The 20,614-nt window shown below is 39.6% G+C and carries 21 protein-coding genes and 1 riboswitch; of the genes, 6 read left to right on the plus strand and 15 right to left on the minus strand.

Going from position 1 to position 20,614, the window contains the following annotated elements:
• Nucleotides 1-29 precede the first annotated feature (29 nt).
• Complete coding sequence (locus M9R32_RS03965) at nucleotides 30-1,373, minus strand: sigma-54 interaction domain-containing protein (RefSeq protein ID WP_269925451.1); 1,344 nt, start codon at nucleotides 1,371-1,373, stop codon at nucleotides 30-32.
• 341 nt (nucleotides 1,374-1,714) lie between these two features.
• Nucleotides 1,715-2,905 carry an MDR family MFS transporter gene (locus tag M9R32_RS03970; protein WP_269925452.1) on the minus strand — a complete coding sequence of 397 codons (1,191 nt, stop codon included), beginning with the start codon at nucleotides 2,903-2,905 and terminating at the stop codon, nucleotides 1,715-1,717.
• A gap of 157 nt (nucleotides 2,906-3,062) precedes the next feature.
• Between M9R32_RS03970 and mnmL the strand changes: the two genes are divergently transcribed.
• The 4 genes from mnmL (at nucleotide 3,063) to M9R32_RS03990 (ending at nucleotide 6,285) form a co-directional block, all read left to right on the plus strand.
• Entirely contained in the window at nucleotides 3,063-4,010 is a 948-nt protein-coding gene (gene mnmL, locus M9R32_RS03975; RefSeq protein ID WP_269925453.1) for a tRNA modification radical SAM protein MnmL/YtqA, read from the plus strand.
• Nucleotides 4,010-4,582 (plus strand): tRNA 5-(aminomethyl)-2-thiouridylate-methyltransferase MnmM, encoded by a 573-nt coding sequence (gene mnmM, locus M9R32_RS03980; protein WP_269925454.1) that lies wholly within the window; start codon nucleotides 4,010-4,012, stop codon nucleotides 4,580-4,582. The genes mnmL and mnmM overlap by 1 nt, the downstream gene beginning before the upstream one ends.
• 96 nt (nucleotides 4,583-4,678) lie before the next feature.
• A complete protein-coding gene (locus M9R32_RS03985; RefSeq protein ID WP_269925455.1) occupies nucleotides 4,679-5,758 on the plus strand; it encodes a type III polyketide synthase in 1,080 nt (359 codons plus the stop codon).
• Nucleotides 5,749-6,285 (plus strand): isoprenylcysteine carboxyl methyltransferase family protein, encoded by a 537-nt coding sequence (locus M9R32_RS03990; protein ID WP_269925456.1) that lies wholly within the window; start codon nucleotides 5,749-5,751, stop codon nucleotides 6,283-6,285. The genes M9R32_RS03985 and M9R32_RS03990 overlap by 10 nt, the downstream gene beginning before the upstream one ends.
• Nucleotides 6,286-6,346: 61 nt before the next feature.
• Here the strand turns inward: M9R32_RS03990 and M9R32_RS03995 are convergent, their stop codons facing one another.
• The 6 genes from M9R32_RS03995 to M9R32_RS04020 all read right to left on the minus strand — a co-directional run bounded on the left by M9R32_RS03995 (nucleotide 6,347) and on the right by M9R32_RS04020 (nucleotide 13,317).
• Nucleotides 6,347-7,915 (minus strand): amidohydrolase, encoded by a 1,569-nt coding sequence (locus M9R32_RS03995; RefSeq protein WP_269925457.1) that lies wholly within the window; start codon nucleotides 7,913-7,915, stop codon nucleotides 6,347-6,349.
• 78 nt (nucleotides 7,916-7,993) lie between these two features.
• Complete coding sequence (locus tag M9R32_RS04000; RefSeq protein ID WP_269925458.1) at nucleotides 7,994-9,301, minus strand: NAD-dependent malic enzyme; 1,308 nt, start codon at nucleotides 9,299-9,301, stop codon at nucleotides 7,994-7,996.
• Between the two features lie 179 nt (nucleotides 9,302-9,480).
• Entirely contained in the window at nucleotides 9,481-9,972 is a 492-nt protein-coding gene (locus M9R32_RS04005) for a hypothetical protein (RefSeq protein ID WP_269925459.1), read from the minus strand.
• Between the two features lie 311 nt (nucleotides 9,973-10,283).
• Complete coding sequence (locus tag M9R32_RS04010; RefSeq protein ID WP_269925460.1) at nucleotides 10,284-10,535, minus strand: hypothetical protein; 252 nt, start codon at nucleotides 10,533-10,535, stop codon at nucleotides 10,284-10,286.
• 69 nt (nucleotides 10,536-10,604) lie between these two features.
• Nucleotides 10,605-12,077: an alanine/glycine:cation symporter family protein gene (locus tag M9R32_RS04015; RefSeq protein WP_269925461.1), complete on the minus strand. Its 1,473-nt coding sequence runs from the start codon at nucleotides 12,075-12,077 to the stop codon at nucleotides 10,605-10,607.
• Nucleotides 12,078-12,516: 439 nt separating this feature from the next.
• The gene (locus tag M9R32_RS04020; RefSeq protein ID WP_269925462.1) at nucleotides 12,517-13,317 is read right to left on the minus strand and encodes an alpha/beta hydrolase; all 801 of its coding nucleotides are present in this window, start codon (nucleotides 13,315-13,317) and stop codon (nucleotides 12,517-12,519) included.
• Nucleotides 13,318-13,422: 105 nt separating this feature from the next.
• Between M9R32_RS04020 and M9R32_RS04025 the strand changes: the two genes are divergently transcribed.
• Nucleotides 13,423-13,941: a gamma carbonic anhydrase gene (locus tag M9R32_RS04025; RefSeq protein WP_269925463.1), complete on the plus strand. Its 519-nt coding sequence runs from the start codon at nucleotides 13,423-13,425 to the stop codon at nucleotides 13,939-13,941.
• 233 nt (nucleotides 13,942-14,174) lie between these two features.
• Here the strand turns inward: M9R32_RS04025 and metK are convergent, their stop codons facing one another.
• Nucleotides 14,175-15,371 (minus strand): methionine adenosyltransferase, encoded by a 1,197-nt coding sequence (gene metK, locus M9R32_RS04030; protein WP_269925464.1) that lies wholly within the window; start codon nucleotides 15,369-15,371, stop codon nucleotides 14,175-14,177.
• A gap of 199 nt (nucleotides 15,372-15,570) precedes the next feature.
• Nucleotides 15,571-15,694: riboswitch (SAM riboswitch) on the minus strand.
• Nucleotides 15,695-15,892: 198 nt separating this feature from the next.
• On the opposite strand from metK, the gene pckA reads away from it, so the two are divergent.
• Nucleotides 15,893-17,479, plus strand: a complete 1,587-nt coding sequence (gene pckA, locus M9R32_RS04035; protein WP_269925465.1) for a phosphoenolpyruvate carboxykinase (ATP) — start codon at nucleotides 15,893-15,895, stop codon at nucleotides 17,477-17,479.
• Nucleotides 17,480-17,517: 38 nt separating this feature from the next.
• Here the strand turns inward: pckA and M9R32_RS04040 are convergent, their stop codons facing one another.
• The 6 genes from M9R32_RS04040 to M9R32_RS04065 form a co-directional block, all read right to left on the minus strand.
• Nucleotides 17,518-17,934, minus strand: coding sequence for a hypothetical protein (locus M9R32_RS04040; RefSeq protein WP_269925466.1), 417 nt, complete (start codon nucleotides 17,932-17,934; stop codon nucleotides 17,518-17,520).
• 17 nt (nucleotides 17,935-17,951) lie between these two features.
• Nucleotides 17,952-18,401: a hypothetical protein gene (locus M9R32_RS04045; RefSeq protein ID WP_269925467.1), complete on the minus strand. Its 450-nt coding sequence runs from the start codon at nucleotides 18,399-18,401 to the stop codon at nucleotides 17,952-17,954.
• 3 nt (nucleotides 18,402-18,404) lie between these two features.
• Complete coding sequence (locus M9R32_RS04050; RefSeq protein ID WP_269925468.1) at nucleotides 18,405-19,190, minus strand: alpha/beta hydrolase family protein; 786 nt, start codon at nucleotides 19,188-19,190, stop codon at nucleotides 18,405-18,407.
• On the minus strand, nucleotides 19,168-19,641 hold the full coding sequence (locus M9R32_RS04055) for an NUDIX domain-containing protein (RefSeq protein ID WP_269925469.1): 474 nt from the start codon (nucleotides 19,639-19,641) through the stop codon (nucleotides 19,168-19,170). The genes M9R32_RS04050 and M9R32_RS04055 overlap by 23 nt, the downstream gene beginning before the upstream one ends.
• 47 nt (nucleotides 19,642-19,688) lie before the next feature.
• Complete coding sequence (locus tag M9R32_RS04060) at nucleotides 19,689-19,991, minus strand: transposase (protein WP_269925470.1); 303 nt, start codon at nucleotides 19,989-19,991, stop codon at nucleotides 19,689-19,691.
• Between the two features lie 108 nt (nucleotides 19,992-20,099).
• On the minus strand, nucleotides 20,100-20,549 hold the full coding sequence (locus M9R32_RS04065) for a Dps family protein (RefSeq protein ID WP_269925471.1): 450 nt from the start codon (nucleotides 20,547-20,549) through the stop codon (nucleotides 20,100-20,102).
• Between the last annotated feature and the right edge of the window lie 65 nt (nucleotides 20,550-20,614).

The raw sequence follows: 20,614 nt of genomic DNA on the forward strand, positions 1-20,614 counted from the left end.
GGATTTATGTCCGCTTTTTCGGAATTAGGTCATAAGTTATATTTTTTAATTTTTTCATAAAGGGTAGAACGACTCAGTCCTAACTGCTTCGCTATTACTCTCTTATCGGTTTCATCTACCAAGGCTTGCTTAATCATTGTGCGTTCTAGGTCTTCGATCGCCTCTTGCAGATTAACTAATACGGGATGCTGTTTTTTTCGAACCTGCTTTAATTGTTCTGGCAAAGCAGAAGGTTCAATTGTTTCATCCTCAGCTAAATAAACTGCTGCTTGAATAACATTTTGTAATTCGCGCACATTTCCTGGCCAATGGTAGTTTTGTAAATACTCTCTCGTTTGGCTCGATAACACCAGTCTTCGTTTGCCTGCTTTTATTATGTATTGCTGTAAAAAAGTATTAGCCAATTCTGTAAAATCTTCCATCCGCTCGCGCAACGGGGGAATGCGCAACGTTATAGCTTGAATACGGTAATACAAATCTTCACGGAATTTGCCTTGTTCAATTAAATGTCCAAGAGGGCGATTTGTCGCGGCGAGGATTCTCACGTTCACTTGTTTCGTGATATGGGAACCAATCGGTTCAACTTCACCTTCTTGAATAGCTCGCAATAGCTTCGCCTGAAGGGTTAATGGCATAGCACCAATTTCATCGATAAACAGGGTTCCTTTATCAGCCAGTTCAAAGCGCCCTTTTCGATGCTTATTTTCATGCTCATGATAGGAACCAAAAATCTCAGCTTCTAATAATTCTGCAGGTATTGCAGCACAATTTATTTTCACAAAAGGCAAATCCGCACGTTCTGAACGTCCATGGATACTTTGGGCAAACAGTTCTTTTCCCGTACCACTTTCTCCTTCTATCAAGACGGATAAGTCGCTTGGGGCAATCATTTGAATCGTCTCTTTTATCGAACGAATCGCTTGTGAACTACCTTTAATATCTTCAAGTCGATATGACTTGCTAGGGGCATCATTCGGAGTCATGTTTATTTTATCCATTGTGGTCCTTACATGAGAGCTAAGCTTTTTCCAATCATTCATATCCCGAAAAACAACACTTCCGAAGGCACCGACGATTTTCCCATCTACTATTAAAGGTACTCGATTGGCGAGCATATATGTCCCTTTTATGTAGTGAGGTGATGCTACGTCAGCTACTCCTGATTTAATTACTTCGTGCATTTTTGTATTTTCGATGACTTCATCCACTGGTTTTCCAATAGCTTGATCTCGTTCAACTTCTAAAAAACGACAATAGTCTTCGTTGATATATAGAATTCTGGAATTTTTATCGACCACGACAAACCATTGAAAAGCGTTCTCCAGTATTTGCGAAAGGACGGACTCTGGTAAATGTTGAACTATAGACTTCATTTTTGCTCACCCTAACTTTACGATTCGTTCCTTTCTATTTTCCCAAACTATACGCAATTATGCAAAAAAACGGAGAGCCTAAATTGGCTCTCCGTTGTCTTTGCTAGCTTTCCGGCAAAGAGACTCATAGTTTTCAGACGTGAAGGCCGTTATTTCAGACGTCGTGCTTCATTTTTCAGACGTCATTGCCAAAAAGTCAGACTGAGCAACCGCTCAAGCAAATTCCCATCCTGCTTTTAAAGATTTAAATGCTTTTTGTTTCCGCTGCGCTCCTGTTTGGGAGAACTCGCGGTTCTCAGACTTCCCACTCTAGCGAGATACCCCTCCAAAGTACACTTATATCATTCCGTTTCTGCAGTGTTCTTTAACGCAGTCTTTTTTAAAGGAAGATCATAGTAAAGACTTGGAATGATCGCCAATGCCATGAATGAAGTCAAGATCAAGAACATGGCGGTCATGCCATATTGATCCACCAGTACTCCTCCTACAAAAGGTCCGAGCATTCTCCCAACAGTTGCAGTACTGTTTACGATTCCTTGATAGAACCCTTCCCTGCCTTTAGGTGCCAATTGACTAGCTAAAGTCGGCACAGCTGGCCATACAAACATTTCCCCAATCGTTAAGATAACCATTGCTGTTACAAACATCGAAAATACTTGCGCATAACCGACAACAATAAATGAAATCATCATAATAACTATTCCAAGTACTAGTTGAGCTTTCACGCGGTGTTCCAGTTTTTTGACAATCGGTTGGATTATGGGCTGTGCTGCAAGAATGAGCAATCCATTAATTGTCCATAAGAGGCTATAATGTTTCAGTGTAAGTCCAAGTTCCTGCGTGTATGTCGCAATGGTCGACTGCCATTGCACGTAAACAAGCCAACACATTAAATACCCGCTGGTAACGATTAGGAGGGCGTAAAATGGAGCTTTATTTCGTATCTTTTTCCCTTCATTAATGACCGAAGTATGCATATTGGGTGATATATCAAATCGACGGTAACCCAAAACTGCAATGAAAAAGAAAATAATATACATCCCTAAATTTGCAATGAAAATATAATCAAAACTGGCATCTGCAATAATACCCGCTACTGCGGGGCCAATTGCCACACCTAAATTCTGCGCCAAGTAAATGGCATTGAACGCTTTACGACCACCTTCCGGCCAAGCAGTTCCGACCATCGCATACATGCTTGGAAAAACAATTCCTCCACTGAAACCCATAATCGTCAGAAACCAGACGTAATGGGGCCAGCCGTGCCAGAGAGTTAATCCGACCAGACCAAAGATGGTGATGACAATACCGAGCATGATTGATTTATAACCACCGATGCGGTCAAATAAGTAACCGCCAAGCAAATTGCCGATGATTCCTGCACCTGCATTCGCCATTAAAACCAAGCCTGCTACTGATAGGCTTTTTCCTAAATGATCGTGTAAATATATTGTATTTAAAGGCCATAAAAACGAACTACCCGTTACATTGACGAGCATGCCAATTATTAAAAGCCATACACTTCTAGGCATGACAATTCCTCCATTATTTCGAAATCCCAAATAATTGTAGTCTTTTTTAGACCATTCAACAAGATGTCTTTAAAAATAGAACTATTCTGCTTTTTGAGGACATGGGATAAATATACGAATCATGTTAAAATACCTTTTTAGAGGAGTGGATGAATAAATGAATTTCCCTTTTCCTTCTGACGGAAAGCGATACTATACTTGGAACCGTCATTTACGAAATGAATTTGGTTTCAAAGTATTTAAAGTAGCACTAGACGCTGGATTTGATTGTCCTAATCGGGACGGAACCGTTGCATTTGGCGGCTGCATTTTTTGTAGCGCGGCAGGTTCGGGAGACTTTGCCGGGGACCGTATTGATCCCATCGATGTGCAATTTGAAGAAATAAAAAATAAGATGCATAAGAAATGGAAAGATGGAAAATACATGGCTTACTTTCAGGCCTATACGAATACGCATGCGCCTCTTCCTATATTAAAAGAGAAATTCGAAGCTGCCCTAGCCCAGGAGGGTGTTATCGGTCTATCAATCGCTACTCGCCCTGACTGCCTTCCAGATGATGTTGTGGAATACCTGGCTGAATTGAACGAACGTACTTATCTATGGGTAGAACTGGGTCTTCAAACTGTTCACGAACGTACAGCGAAATTAATTAATCGTGCACATGACTATGCCTGTTATGTTGAAGGCGTTCAGAAACTCCGCAAACACGGCATTCGAATCTGTGCCCATATTATCAATGGTCTCCCTCTTGAAGACAAAGAGATGATGATGGAAACTGCCCGTGAAGTGGCTAAACTCGATGTTCAAGGCATAAAAATCCATTTACTACATCTATTGAAAGGTACACCCATGATCAAGCAATATGAAAAAGGCATGGTGGAGTTTATGGATCAGGAAGATTACGTTCAGCTAGTTGTAGATCAGCTAGAACTTCTGCCGCCTGAAATGGTCATCCATCGGATAACAGGAGATGGTCCAATTAATTTAATGATTGGGCCGATGTGGAGTGTCAATAAATGGTCCGTGTTGAATGCGATCGATGCTGAACTAGTTCGAAGGAACAGTTGGCAAGGCAGACTTTTTGCTGAAAGGGAGACTGTTTAATGAAACTCGAAAGGGTTCTTCCATACGTAAAAACGTTACTGAAAAGCACCGTATCCCCTGGTGATACGGTTGTGGATGCAACAGCTGGCAATGGGCACGATACCCTTTTTCTTGCTCAACTGGTAGGTCCCACTGGACATGTTTACGCTTTTGATGTTCAGGAAGCCGCAATTGAAGCAACACGCCTGCGATTAGGTGATTGGCAGGAACATGCTACTGTCATCCATGCCGGACACGAAACTATCCCACAACATGTAAAAGAAGAAATATCAGCCGCTGTTTTCAATCTTGGTTATTTACCTGGGGCAGATCATTCAATCATAACGAAACCTAATTCAACTATCGAAGCATTGGATAGTTGTCTTGACTTGTTGAAAATTGGAGGAATCGCTGTATTGGTCGTTTATCATGGACATGAAGGTGGAGATGTGGAGCGTGATGCTTTGCTCGAATATGTACAAACCCTCCCCCAATCATTCGTACATGTTTTGAAATATGAGTTTATTAACCAACAGAATCACCCTCCATTTGTGGTGGCTATTGAAAAAATGAAGCATCTTAAAAAACCTTAAGACAAGCTATTTATTTAGCTTCTCTTAAGGTTTTTTGCATATTTTTAAGAGAATTGGAAAAACTGGGGTTATCATTTTTTACATAAGGAGATCTTTATGCCGAAAATCCAATCCATCAGTTCTTTTCAGCCTCCCTACTCTTATTCGCAGGACCAGGCCTCTACTTTATTAAAAAATTTATTTACTGACCATTATGATGATTTGGAACGGATGCTCAAAGTATTTGAGAATGGTGAAATTGAATCGCGACAATTTTGCGTACCCATGGAGTGGTTTGAACATCCGCATGATTTGGAAGAGCGGAATCGATTATACATTGAACTAGCTACTTCTTACGGAGCCTTAGCCATTAATGCCTGTCTTCAAAATCAGGAGTTCCTGAAAGAGCCTGTCCATCCTTCCGAAATCGATGGGATTTTATTTATTTCAAGTACCGGTTTTTCGACACCTAGTATTGAAGCCCGTATATTAAATCAACTTCCATTTTCAGATTACGTCAAGCGAATTCCGATTTGGGGTCTGGGTTGTGCTGGTGGTGCATCCGGTCTAAGTCGCGCATTCGACTATTGCCTAGCATACCCGAAAGCAAAGGTGCTCGTTCTCTGTGTTGAATTATGCAGTTTAACATTTCAGCCAAATGACTATTCAAAAAGTAACCTAATTGGCGCTTCATTATTTGCGGATGGCGTAGCTTGTGCATTGATTTGCGGAGACGAAGCACAGGTTCAATCCAATAAGCCGAGTCCTGCTTTTGTATCCACATCCTCAAAAACAATGTCTAACTCTGAAAATGTAATGGGTTGGGATATGAAAAACGATGGCTTGCATGTCGTCTTTTCAAAGAGCATCCCTTCTATCATTGAAAAGTGGCTGGAACCTTTCGTAACAGAATTTTTATCGGAGCATCAAATGTCTGCGAATGATCTCGATCATTTTATCGCCCATCCAGGTGGCAAGAAAGTACTGACTGCATATGAAAAATCACTGGGGTTTGGTTCTTCCAAAACTGAAATCTCAAGAGACATTTTACGAAAACACGGCAATATGTCTTCGCCAACTGTTCTGTATGTATTAGAAGCTTTCATGAAAATGGATTGTTCACCTGGAGAAAAAGGGTTATTGACAGCATTAGGGCCAGGATTTAGTGGAGAACTGGTGTTGTTGGAATGGCGATAGAATGGATTATTTTTTTCAGTGTTGTCGGATTTGTAATTGTCCAAAGAATTGTCGAACTGTTTGTCGCTCGCAATAACGAAAGATGGATCCGTGGACAGGGAGGTTATGAAGTTGGTGCGAGACACTATCCATATATGGTTGGCATACATATTGGATTTTTCATCAGTCTTATACTTGAGTTTGTAGCTTTCGACAGAACGCTCCCTCCTACTTGGACTGTACTATTTATTATTTTTGTCGGGCTTCAGTTGATGCGTGTTTGGGTAATCACTTCACTCGGAAGGTTTTGGAATACAAAAATCCTTGTATTACCTGGTGCCCATGTCGTAAAAAGAGGACCATTCAGATTTTTAAGACATCCTAATTATGTCGTTGTTTCTCTGGAAATTTTAGTGATACCCTTAATGTTCGGAGCATATTTCACAGCTCTGTTGTTTACCATATTGAATCTATTTATTTTGTCTGTACGCATTCCAATGGAAGAAGCTGCTTTACGAGAAGTTACTAACTATACGGAAGTTTTTTAATAAAAGATGTAACAAGAAAAAGGCTGACTCCATTGATGAGTCAGCCTTTAAACGTAAGATTTTATTTCTTAAATACAATTTCACCGGCAATGATTGTTTTCACCACTTGTGCTTCAAGAACTTGTTCGTCTGGACCATTAAATAAATCACGATCAAAGACGGTAAAATCAGCATCAAAGTTTTCTTGAATGTAACCCCGTTCCTTTTCCTTGCCTATTGCCCATGCACTGCCAATTGTATATAAAGCAACCGCATCATATCGACTCAGTTTTTCCTCTGGTTGATATCCCCCATGAATTTCGCCAGGGTTTTTCCTTGCTATGGCAGCATATAAGCCAAGTCGCGGATCTACCTCTTCAATTGGAGAATCTGAGCCTCCGCTGCATTTAATTCCACGGTCCAGAAGCTTTTTCCATGCGTAAGCCCAGTCCAGTCTCTTTTCTCCCAATCTCTCTTGTACCCAAGGGAAATCTGAAGGAACGAAACTTGGTTGAATATCCAAAACGATGTCCAGTTTTTCTATACGCGCAACTAAATCCTCACGCAATACATTGGCATGAATCAACCGGTCTCGTTTCCCTTTTGGTACAGGATGTTTTTCAATAGCGGACACAATCATTTCCATCCCCATATCACCAATTGCATGTACAGCGACTGCTTCATTAAATGAGCGTGCTTTTGATACAAGTGCATCTAGTTCTTCCTGAGAATGAATGGACACACCTGAAGTTGAGTTGTCGTCAGCATATGGCTCACTTAGGAGGGCAGTCCGTCCACCAAGCGCACCATCAATAAAGATTTTCATCGCACCTGGTTCAATCCAAGGTTCCTCGTATGTTGCTTCATGCATCATTTTTTCAAATACTGTATGATGGCGCAGTAAATTCACACGGAATTTGCGGTCATTTCCGATGACTGTTTTAAATGCTTCCAACGGCCTGGTGTAATCTCCGTAATAACTCATATCCTCTGTATGAACGCCTGTAAAGCCTCTAGAAATCAAATCTGACAATGAAGTTTCCAATGAAGTAACTAATTGTGCGACAGAAACTTCAGGAATTTGCTTTTCTACAAAAGCCATTGCTCCATCCATCAAGTACCCTGTTGGTTCTCCATGCTCATCTCTGATAATGACACCATCTTCTGGGTCTGGTGTATCTTTGGTTATTCCTGCTCTCTTTAATGCTGCAGAATTCACAATCATGGCATGTCTACATATTCGCTTCAATACGATTGGCGAAGTAGATAGCTCGTCCAATTCGTATCGGGAAAGGATTTTTTGATTATCGAAATTATTTTCATTCCAACCTTCCGCTATAAACCATTCATCTTTAGGGTGATTACTCAGAAGGTTTTTGAGATTTGTCACCATTTCACTAGGGGACATATATTTTGATAAGTCAATATAACGCAATTTATCTCCGTGACCAATCATATGTATATGACTATCTACAAATCCTGGATAGACAAAAGCCCCTGCTAGATCAATACATGTATCGGCGCGCTTTTCCATGTCCTCAAAGAATCCAGTTTCGATGATTTTCCCGTTCTCAACTAATACTGCCTCAATTGTATGTCGTGAATCTCTCATTGTATAAAATGTTGCGTGATGAAAACAAATCTTCGTCATGATGACACCTCCACTTTGTATAAGCATAAAACAAAAACCGTCTCATTCACAATGGAATGAAGACGGTTTTCAATTATTTTATTCTTGAGCTGCTTGTTCAACAGCTCTAGCGACTACTTGATGCACTGTCGGATCTAGTGGATTTGGAATTAAATCGCCAGGTTTTGTATGATTGGCAATGGCACGGGCAGCTGCCACTAACATCGGATAACTAATATCACTTACACCTGCATTCAAGGCACCACGGAAAATTCCAGGGAACCCCAATGCATTATTGACTGATCTTCCATCCGCTGCAAAAGCAGCACCTGCAGCCAATGCATCCTCAGGAGTTATTTCCGGATTTGGATTTGAAAGAGCCAAAATAATTTGACCTGGACGAACCATTTCAGGCTTAATTAGACCGGCAACTCCAGTGGTTGCTACGACGATATCACATGTCGCCATAAGCTTTTCTAAAGACTCGAGTGTTTGCCCACCATAGCCCTTGAGGCGCTCCAAAGCCTCAACTTGACGATCAATTCCGTACACTTCTTCCACGCCATAAGCCATCAACATGCGACAAATTGCAAGTCCGGCAGCACCTAATCCAATTTGGCCAATGACAGCTTTCTTCGGATCCACTCCCGTTGAACGGCAAGCAGATAAAACAGATGCCAAAGTGACGACTGCCGTTCCGTGTTGATCATCATGCATGACTGGTATGTTCAATTCTTTTTTCAGGCGTTCTTCAATTTCGAAACAATGTGGTGAGCCGATATCTTCAAGCAAAATGCCACCGAAACCTTGGTGAATATGTTTAACCGTTTCTACCACTGCGTCTGGATCACTTGTATCCAGTAAAATAGGAACTCCGCTTATGCCAGCGAACTGATCAAATAGAACGGATTTTCCTTCCATTACCGGCATCCCAGCTACTGGACCAATATTCCCAAGACCTAAAATAGCTGTTCCGTCTGTTACGATGGCCACAGTGTTGCCGATACTCGTGAAATAACGTGCTTTTTGAGGGTTTGCTTGAATATCTAGGCAAACGCTAGCAACACCTGGCGTATAAATACGTTGTAAATCGCCTAAAGAACGAACATCAATCCGGCTCTTCATTTGGATTTTTCCGCCTTCATGAGCTTTTAGGACATCATCCGTAATGGCATGAATTTTCACATTTTCCAGTGCTCGGACATTTTCAATTACTTGCTCCAATTGTTCAAAGCTTTCGCAATTCACACTGATGTCCCGAATCGTTGAAAGTGTACCGTTTTTGATTGTCGTGATATCTCCAATACCTCCACCGGCCGCACCAATTGCCGTTGCCACTTTAGCAAAGTTCCCTGGTTTTGATGGTGTTTCTACAATTAACGTACGTATTATATCTTGAAGTGCCATAATTTCCTCCTATAATTTCCTTACTCAAGTAAGAAAAAGTCATTCGTCCATTATAGCAAAATAGACCGTGTATTATTAGTCCTGTTTACATTCTTTTTTAAGTAGTATAGGCCAAAAAAATAAAAAGGCTCTTTGGTGAGCCCTTTTAATATAACGTATCACTTTTTTATTCATCTAAACTATTCCAGTGCTTTTTTCGCAATATCGGGACTGTAATTTACCTCCGGACTATTTATCTGTTGATCAGTTAATGTATCTGAAGGGTTGTTCAGTACTTCTTTATTTGAAGATGACTCATTGGTTTGTTCAGTATCACGAAATGGCGGTTCATCTAACAAGGCTGATTGGTTATTTGTTGTAAATACTTCAGATTGATTGTTGTTGGCATTTTTATAATTAACCAGTCCATTAACCATTATCTTTACTTGCTCTTCACCAAAACGATCGAAAGTCGCTTCAATGTTTTCCTGTGATGCAGCAATAAATACTTCAACTTGTTCTAAAACTGTTTGAACTTCAATTATGGATGTATATCCTAACTCGAGAGATTTCTTTTTTAATGTATCAATATTCATTACAGATGGTTTGGTATCTATCCCTCCCGTTCCAAAAATAAAACCTGAACTAAAGAATAGAATTAATAGAAAAATAATAGTAAGATATTTCCTCATCTTTTATCACACCTTTCAACCAACTATAACCATTATTGACAGATTTATATGTATTTATAACTAAAATTAACTGATATAAAAAGAATCTCTAAAGAACCTGTTTAAGTTTTCGAGATTAATGACAAAATTAAAAGACTCTCACAAGAGAGCCTTCGAAGTTACTCGTTATTTGATCCCTCAACGGATGATGAATCTGATTCAATCGATGAAATCCAAATCGCAAGATGGTTATACCTATCTCAATTAAGATATAGAATTAATCAGCAAATTAACAAGAAGAAAACCAATGACTATGATAGTCATCGGTTCATTTAGTCGGATGTTTTTAAGTTTTTAATTCCAAGGACAATCTGTGCAATGAACGCCAATCCACAAAAGACAATCGCTAAATAGCCGATACAATCTAGTTGGTCATTCATTAACGTACGGCTGAACAGCAAGCCCATAAGTAGAGCGATAGAGAAGTTCACCAGATAAGTTTTACTCGTATGTGAAAATTTTTTCATGATAACAAACACAACTATTGCCGAGATGATGATAAGAAATGTTAAGGTCGTAGCCATTATTAATCCCCTTTTTCTTTAACTATAACAGAAAAAAACATCGCCCAACCTGAGTTGGGCGATTGTACATTATTTCTTCAGGTTTTCATTGTTTAAGTTGTCATTGTATTCGACCCAGAAATCTGCATTTTTAATGCCTAATTTTCTCGGATCAAATACAGGGTCTTTGCCTTCTTTTTTCTGTGCTTCATAATCTTTTAGTGCAAGAAGAGCTGGTTTCGCAATAATAAGAATCGCGATCAAGTTCAGCCACACCATTAAGCCCAAGCCTACGTCACCAAACGCCCATGCCAATTTCGCTTCATTGATTGTTCCATAGAAAGCGGTAATGAGGATGACGATTTTCAGTACAAAGATTCCAATTTTTTCTGCATTGCCTTTTAATAAATAAGCAACATTTGTTTCTGCCATATAGTAGTAAGCCATGATTGTTGTAAAAGCAAAGAAGAATAATGCAATTGCCACAAACCCTGCTCCGATACCAACTCCTGGCATTGCATAATCGATTGCAGCTTGCGTGTAGCCAGCTCCTGCCTCAACTCCAGGAAGATTTTCTACTACAAATTCCCCTTCGCCATCATCCAACTGTACATTATACATGCCCGTGAATAAAATCATGAAAGCTGTTGCCGAACACACTAGTAACGTGTCAACATACACTGAGAATGCTTGAACAAGACCTTGTTTCGCAGGATGTGATACTTCAGCAGCTGCTGCAGCATGTGGTCCAGTTCCTTGTCCAGCTTCATTAGAATAAATACCACGTTTAACGCCCCATGCAATAGCCGCTCCAATCATTCCACCAAAAGTCGAATCAAAGCTAAATGCGCTTGAGAAAATTAATTTGATTACACCCGGTAACTCGGTGATGTTCATTCCAATAATGATGATGGCCATTAACATATACGCAATTGCCATGAAAGGCACAACTAACTGTGCAACATTGGCAATACGTTTAACCCCACCAAGGATAATAATTCCTAAGATAACGACGATTGCCGCTCCAGTAATCCAACGTTCAAGACCGAATGCATTTTCCATTCCGATTGCAATTGAGTTCGACTGAATACCTGGCATCAGAATCGACATAGCTAACAATGTTGCAATTGCAAAAATTACGGCATACCACTTTAAGCCAATTCCTTTTTCTATGTAATATGCAGGACCCCCACGATACTGTCCTTGGTCTTTTACTTTATAAATTTGAGCCAAAGTCGACTCGATAAATGCTGAAGATGCTCCAATAAATGCGATTGTCCACATCCAGAAGATTGCCCCTGGTCCACCAAATGCGATCGCAGTTGCAGTACCAGCGATATTCCCTGTTCCTACACGGCCTGATAATGCGATTGCTAATGCCTGGAATGAAGAAACACCGGCATCAGACTTCTCACCTTTAAAGATTTGAACTACCATGTCTTTAATTAACCGAACTTGCAAGAAACGTGTAAGGATTGAAAATAATAGACCTACTGCCAAACACCCGTAAATCATCCATGGGCCCCATAAAAAGCTGTTTACTTGACCAATAAACTCTTCCATCCTATTTCCCCCTTTGTTAGTTCACAATGTTTTCACACAATTCACTATATTACATATAGTTTATGTGTACAAGAAAAGTAGTATAAATAATTTTCTTGATTTATTAAAATATTTTGTGTAGTTCTGAGGCTTTATTCCTCAAAAATTGTTATCAAGTAAACGTATGTTACCAACCATAAAAGTAGAATAGTAGGTCGTAATATACTTAGATTTAACAGATTTAGGAAAAATGACTCTTATTTAAACAATGTCTTTTCTACACAGAATAAATTTTTAGAGTGTAGATATTTGATAACTATGATTTAAAAACCTAAGCACCACTAGACTATAGATACTTACTCAAACCAGCTTTTTACATGGAAAGATTTTTCTATATCCGCAAATCCAGTCAATGAAAAAAGCCTTCTAATTTTATCATTAGAAAGGCTTTTATTTAGTCCTAAACCACATATCCTAGAGATCGTAACACATTATTCATGAATGAATTGGTGTAATAGAATACCTCTTCACGCTCTGGCTCATGAAACAAATCATGAAAACAGTTCTTCCACTCTTTATATTGTAGTTCTGAAAGTTGTTGTTTTTGAAGCCAATGCTTTGCATATAATGGATCTGTTATTTTGTCCCGCTCTGCACTCATCATCAATATAGGGATATTTTGAATGCTTTCTTGTTTGGCAGCTGTCACTTTCATCAAATGTTGCAATTCGCGATACCATTTTAATGTAATCGTTGTGTTATACAGTTCATCGTCTTTATCTTGCGTATACACATCATAGTTTCTTGTCAGTTGTTTGACTGTTACTTCATGAGTACTTTTCACATTTTCAGCAAGCTTACCCATAGTGGCCAATGCACTTGAAAGCTTGGAAGCATGAATAAGTAAATGCATCCAAGGAGATGTAAGGATTACTCCAGCACATTCAATTGATTTCTCCTGCAGTAAATGCATAACTAATGTTGCACCTAGTCCATGTCCCATTATAAACACGGGTAAGTTATATGTGAGTGACGCCTGAACCAATTGATCGATATAAGCGCCGTAAGATTGAAAATCCTCGTCATGAGCTTGTTTATGCATAGCGACTTCGCCGTGACCCGGCAAATCCCCCATTACCACATGAAATCCAGAACTTCTGAATTCCTCTATTAACCAGGCGTACCGGCGATGATGTTCATACGCGCTATGTACAATGGCGATGACTGCTTTTGCTTGTCCATCAGCTTCCCATTTCCACATAATCATCGCTCCTTTACTATTTCTATTTTCAATGATGTCATCCTTTTATAGTCCCTCTTTTTTTGTATAATGAAACCATACGGAAAGAAGAAAAGAGGTTTTGGAATGATTTACCCTTTTAAAGATAAAACACCCGTGATTGACCCATCTGTATATATTGCTGATTATGTCACAATCAGTGGGGATGTGACAATCGGTCCAGAGTCCACTATTTGGTTTAATACGATTATTCGTGGAGATGTCAATGCAACTCGTATTGGCCGCAAAGTAAATATTCAAGATTTGTGCTGTCTGCATCAAAGTCCAGCCGCTCCTCTAGTTTTGGAAGATGAAGTGACAATTGGACATCAAGTGACTTTACATAGTTGTACAGTTCGCCGTGGAGCCTTGATTGGCATGGGCTCTATCGTATTAGACGGGGCTGAGATTGGGGAAGGCGCTTTTATTGGCGCAGGCAGTCTGGTGCCGCCCGGTAAAGTGATTCCTCCTGGAATGCTCGCGTTAGGTCGTCCGGCAAAAGTTGTCCGTGAATTGAATGAGGAAGACAAGCTGGATATGGAACGTATTGTAAGAGAATATGCTGAAAAAGGTCAGATTTATAAGGAAATGCAACAACAAAAATAAACGATAGTAAAGACCGGGTGAATTAAGCCTGGTCCTTTTACTATTTGAAAACTCATTTCGTTTTATTCCTGTTCATATTGATTTGTTCCCTTTCATTGTTCATTTCTTCCTGTTTAAAAGCAGTTTGTTGCCTCTCACTTCGAGTTATTCCGATTCGCAACTAATTGCTTCCCTTACTAACAATAAGTAAAAAAGCCATTCAAGGGAATTCCCTCGAATGGCTTTTCCTAATATTAAACGCCTGCTTTTTCTTTCAAAGTAGCCGCTCTGTCTGTTTTCTCCCATGGTACATCCAAATCTGTGCGACCGAAGTGTCCATAAGCAGCAGTTTGCTTGTAAATAGGACGACGTAGATCTAACATCTTGATGATTCCAGCTGGACGAAGGTCGAATGACTCGCGAACAATTTCAACAAGTTTTGATTCTTCAACAGTGCCTGTACCAAATGTATCGATTGCAATTGATACGGGTTGTGCAACACCGATTGCATAAGCAAGTTGAACTTCACAACGGTCAGCAAGTCCTGCTGCAACAATGTTTTTCGCTACATAGCGAGCTGCATATGCTGCTGAACGGTCAACTTTCGTTGCATCCTTACCAGAGAATGCGCCGCCACCGTGACGAGCATATCCACCGTACGTATCAACGATAATTTTGCGTCCTGTTAAACCAGCATCCCCTTGTGGTCCACCGATTACGAAACGGCCAGTTGGGTTAATGAAGTATTTTGTGTTTTCGTCGATTAATTCTGCAGGAACTACAGGATTGATGACATGTTCTTTCAAGTTGCGTTGAATTTGCTCAAGTGTTACTTCTGGGTGATGTTGAGTAGAAATAACGATTGTGTCAATACGCAATGGTTTATTGTTTTCATCATATTCAACAGTTACTTGTGTTTTGCCGTCTGGACGTAGGTATGGAAGAATTTCCTCTTTACGTACTAAAGCTAAACGACGAGCTAACTTATGAGCCATACTAATAGGAAGTGGCATTAATTCCGGTGTTTCATTACAAGCAAAACCGAACATTAAACCTTGGTCACCTGCACCGATTGCTTCGATGTCTGAATCTGTCATCGAGCCTTCACGCGCTTCAAGTGCTCTGTCAACACCCATAGCGATGTCAGCAGATTGCTCATCGATTGCAGTCAATACTGCAGAAGTCTCTGAGTCAAAACCATATTTTGCACGTGTGTAGCCGATTTCTCTAACTGTTTCACGTACTACTTTTTGAATATCCACGTATGCTGAAGTTGTGATTTCACCGGCAACAAGTACTAAACCTGTAGTTACAGTCGTTTCACAAGCAACACGTGCATTTGGATCTTCCGTTAAAATAGCATCTAAAATTGCGTCTGAAATTTGATCGCAAATTTTGTCCGGATGCCCTTCTGTTACTGATTCTGATGTAAATAGACGACGAGTTGTCATTAAAAATTCCTCCTATATCCTTCGAGATTGCTCTCGGAAAATTCAAACGGTACTCATTTCCCATGTCCAGCTTATTCATTCGAATAAAACCTTCCGCCTTTTCGGGCTTCTGCACACGAGGATAAAGGGAGATGTCATAAAAAAAACCCTCTCTCACGTAAAAACATGAGGAAAGGTATTCGTTAATGGGCACCTTTCACTCTTATCATCCAAGGAATACACCTTGCTTCAGGTTCAGCACCTTTGCCAATTACTACTTGGTTCATAACTGCAGGTTGCCGGGTTTCATAGGGCCTGACCCCTCCACCAGCTCGGGATAAGAGTATCCGTTCAGTTTTACATCATAATAAACTAATGCTGGGTTGTCAAATATTTTTTTCATTCTATATAAATGTTCGAAAATCAGAAAAAATTAATTAGGCTATTAGTGTAGATTAATAAGCGTAATGTGTTATACTAATTTTCGAATAAAGCATAAACCCGATATAAGGGTAATATACGATAAAGGAAGGTACATATACATGAATTCAGTGAACACGATGAACGAGCTGAACGACTTGTTAAATGGCCAAAACGTGCATGTACAACTTTCAGTCCCACAACTTGTGGAGAAAGCAACATTACGTGGAGAAGCTGTCTTAACATCAACTGGAGCTGTAAAAGTAGAGACAGGAAAATATACAGGACGTTCTCCTAAAGACAAATATGTTGTTGTGGAAGATATCTCGAAGGACAAGATTGATTGGGGCTCTGTAAACCAACCAATATCATCTGAAATTTTCTCATCTTTATATAAGAAAGTCGTTAATTATTTAAAAACTAAAGAAGAGTTATTCGTCTTCAATGGCTTTGCAGGTGCGGACAAAGAATCTCGCCTTTCCCTGCAAGTGATTAATGAGTATGCTTGGCACAACCTTTTTGCACACCAATTATTCATTCGTCCAACACAAGAAGAGTTGGCTACGCATGAAGCTCAATTTACGATTGTATACGCTCCGACATTCAAAGCGGATCCTGCAATTGATGGTACTGGTTCTGAAACGTTTATCATTGTTTCAATGGAAGAACGCATCATTTTAATTGGTGGTACAGAGTATGCAGGCGAAATGAAGAAATCAATTTTCTCTATCATGAACTACTTACTACCTGAGCAAGGCATCCTGCCGATGCACTGTTCTGCAAACGTTGGTGAAAAGGGCGATGTTGCTTTATTCTTCGGATTATCAGGTACAGGTAAAACAACATTGTCTGCAGATGCAGATCGCAAATTAATCGGTGATGATGAGCATGGATGGTCGGATAATGGCGTTTTCAATATTGAAGGCGGCTGTTATGCGAAAGCAATCAACTTGACTCGTGAAAATGAACCACAAATTTTCGATGCTATTCGTTTCGGATCGGTATTGGAAAACGTAGTATTAGACCCAGAAACACGTATGCCGGACTACGAAAATATTTCGTTGACTGAAAACACGCGTGCAGCTTACCCATTACAAGCGATTGATAACATTGTTGATCCTTCTGTTGCTGGTCATCCGAAAACGATCATTTTCTTGACTGCTGATGCGTTTGGCGTTTTACCTCCAATCAGTAAGTTGACGAAAGAACAAGCAATGTATCACTTCCTAAGTGGATTTACATCGAAGTTAGCTGGTACAGAGCGTGGAATCACATCTCCACAAGCAACATTCTCTACTTGTTTCGGTTCTCCATTCCTTCCCCTTCCTGCAACTGTTTATGCAGAAATGTTGGGTAATAAAATCGACGAACATGACGCTCAAGTCTTCTTGGTTAACACAGGATGGACTGGTGGAGAATATGGCGTAGGTAGCCGTATGAAACTTTCTTATACACGTGCGATGGTTCGTGCGGCATTGGAAGGTAAATTGGACAACGTTGAAACAGACAGAGGTTCGGTATTCGGTCTAGCGATTCCTAAGGAAGTTCCAGGAGTTCCAGCTGACGTATTAAACCCACGCGATGCATGGTCTGATTCAGCAGCGTACGATAAAAAAGCTCAAGAATTGGCTAATCAATTCCGTGAAAACTTCAATAAGTTCGGATCTGTGTCTGAAGACATTATCTCTAAAGGCGGTCCAATCATCTAGAATAAAAAATGGCTTGCACTCCATGTGCAGGCCATTTTTTATTCCATGTATTCAATAGTAGTGTTCTCAGGAAAAAAGGATTCTATCTCCTTTGCATCCTCAATACTAATTTGGTAGAAAAATAATTCAGTCCCATGTTGTTTAACAGTGCAAATATGTGAACCATTTCTCTTAAAAACTAATCGAAACCACGGGATGACTCTATTCCCTTCACTAACCTCGTACAACAATAAATCTTTTAACCTATAATTTAATGGCATTGTAAATATAACAAAGCCACTTTCAAATCGAATGGTATGGGCATACGGTTTAATTTTGTAAATCGCTTCTTTTTCATCCTCACGGCAATGCACTTCTACTTCCGTAAACACTGGCAGTAACTCCGTCATTAATGGAAACCAATATGTTTCATTGGATTGCAATGTGGTATCGTACTTAATATAAAAATTCCCCATGCCTCTCCCTCCTCTGCTTACATGAGGTGTTCTTTGAAGTATTCCGAGTGTTCGATTTCAGGGAATAGTGCTTCAAATTCTTCTGCATCTTTTTCATTTACTCCATACAAAACAATCTCTGAACCATATTGTGCAATTTCCAGCATTTGAATATCTTCTTTATAAAAGAATAAAGTAAACCATTTTAAACCGCCATCTGCATCTATTGAATGATTACGTAAATAGTTACAATTTTCTTCGTTTAAAGTAATGGTAAAGGATTTAACAAGCCCTTGATCCACTGAAAGAGCTGAGATTTTGGCCAATTCCTCAATATGATGCACTTCTTCCTGCCAACAATGAATTTCCACTGAGGCATAGTCACTTGTATATGTATCCCACAACTTATTCCAATATGACGTGTCATTAGGAATGGATGTTTTTGTTGCAGTACTGGTAGTCTTTATATAAATTCGGATATGTTTCATCTATTAAACTCCTTGTCGTTTCATCCATTCAGTTAAATCTCTGACTGTCTGTCTATTGATTTTAGAGGGGAAATAATGCGTGTGATCTTTAAAATACCATGTCTCGAATTTTTTATTTTCTTCAATAAGTGCTTTTTCAAGTCGTAAGGCATGCTCAAATCCGACGTTCCCGTCTCTTCTACCATGGATTATTAAAATAGAAGCATCAATCGCATTGATACGTTTGAGTGGTTGACGTTCTTCATATGCATCTGGCACCTTCGTTGGTGTGCCGCCAATAACACGTTTCATCATTCTGCGCATATCCTCCCGCTCCTCATAGGTGAGGAGAATATCAGATACACCAGACCAAGTGACCACTGAAGTAATATCTGATCGCAAAATAGCTGTCCACAATGCCATAATTCCTCCACGGGAAAAAGCAAACAAATGGATACGATTTACTGAAAGAAACTGTTTTAATACTTCTACTCCATTAGTCGCATCAAAACGATCTTCCCCAGCAAATTCATCTCGCCCTTCTCCACCTCTGTTCCCACGATAGTAAGGAGCAAATACAACGAATCCTTGTGTGGCAAACTGAGCAATTCGAGCTGCTCGAACCATGCCTATGTTTTGTATACCTCCGCGTAAATAAAGAATTCCATCATAATTGCCTATTTTACGAGGCTCTGCAAGTAATCCTTTGACCCTTAATCCACATGACCAATAAACGATTTCAGTTAATTTAACATGTGGATTTGGACTCGGATATGGAAGTGTATGTTCAATTGTTCCGTCTACTTTCATCTAACATCACCTGTTCCAACATTTTTCTCATCCCGTCATCAGTCATATGAAAACTAAGATTAGTTGCTTTGAAAAACTCCTGTAACGTCATCCATTTTGGTCCTTCGGTTTCAAATAGTTCAATATTATCTTCAATTGAATCAACTTTTGCACGATATACGGCTTTGCAAAAAGGTTTGAGGTCATGCACCATATATTCTGCAAACCATTCTAAATTTGAGATTATAGCACCAGTTTCTTCATATACTTCCCGTTTTGCAGCTTGTTCTAACGTCTCATTTGGCTCAACTTTACCACCCGGAAATTCAATTCCTCTTCCTGGATGTTTCGTGAATAACCACTGGTTTTGTCTATTCGCTAACACAAGTACGTGTGTGGTAGGAATTGAAAAGGAATTTTGTTCAAATGATAAATTAACTTTCAACTCATTCTGATCTACAAAAGAAAACATGCCTACTACACTCCTTTCAAATAGTGTAGCGAAGGCATGCACAGCATTCAACTATAATAAGGCATGGTTTCTATCTGTTGTTTTGCTTCCTCATTTCCGTACTCATGAATCACGGCATAAAGCTTTTTCAATCTTAAATCGACCCCATCGTTTTCCGGGTCTAAATGGTAAGGAACATAAGGCGTTTGAGCTCTCCAAAATCCTTTCCATTCAAATGATTCTTTTTGATCGAATAATTGATCAAGGACATTTAAAACTTCTGGTTCTGCTTCAATCTCATATTCCCATGGTGAGTCTTCTGGATGAAAATAGTACCTGTGATGAGCGACGGAAACATATACTTTTGTCATTTGATTCAACCCCTTTTTCCTAGCATGGCATTATACAATCAATTCATGCATAGAGAGTAGGGAGAATTGAAAAAAGCAAATTCCCTTTTGGGGAATTTGCTGGTCTGCTTATTTGTTTGTGTCTCCTAAGAATGCATTCAACATCCATTGGTGTTTCTCAATAGATTGGTACACTGCATTTAAAAGATCTTCTGTCATATCGTCTTCATCTTTTGCAGCTTCGTCCATCCCTTTTTTCAGCGATTTCATAATTTTATCGAAATCTTTTACGACAGTCTCAACCATTTGTTTGTCACTTTCTTTTCCAGTTGCTTCAGTCACATCAGATAGTTCTAGATGCTCCTTCAACGTCGCAACAGGTTGACCACCTAATGTTAATAATCGCTCCGCAATTTCATCCATATGTAGCGTCGCTTCATTATAAAGTTCTTCAAACTTCGCATGTAATGTAAAGAACTGAGGTCCTTTTACGTACCAATGGAAATTATGTAACTTCGTATACATGACTGACCAAGTTGCTACTTGTTTATTAAGTTCTTTGTTTAATGCTGCTGACATAAAAATTTCACACTCCTAGGTTTTTTTATAGCTCCGATTACTTTCAATTTACCACTAAGTTCTCT

The organism is Paenisporosarcina quisquiliarum, assembly GCF_027563315.1.
Lineage (GTDB): Bacteria > Bacillota > Bacilli > Bacillales_A > Planococcaceae > Paenisporosarcina > Paenisporosarcina quisquiliarum.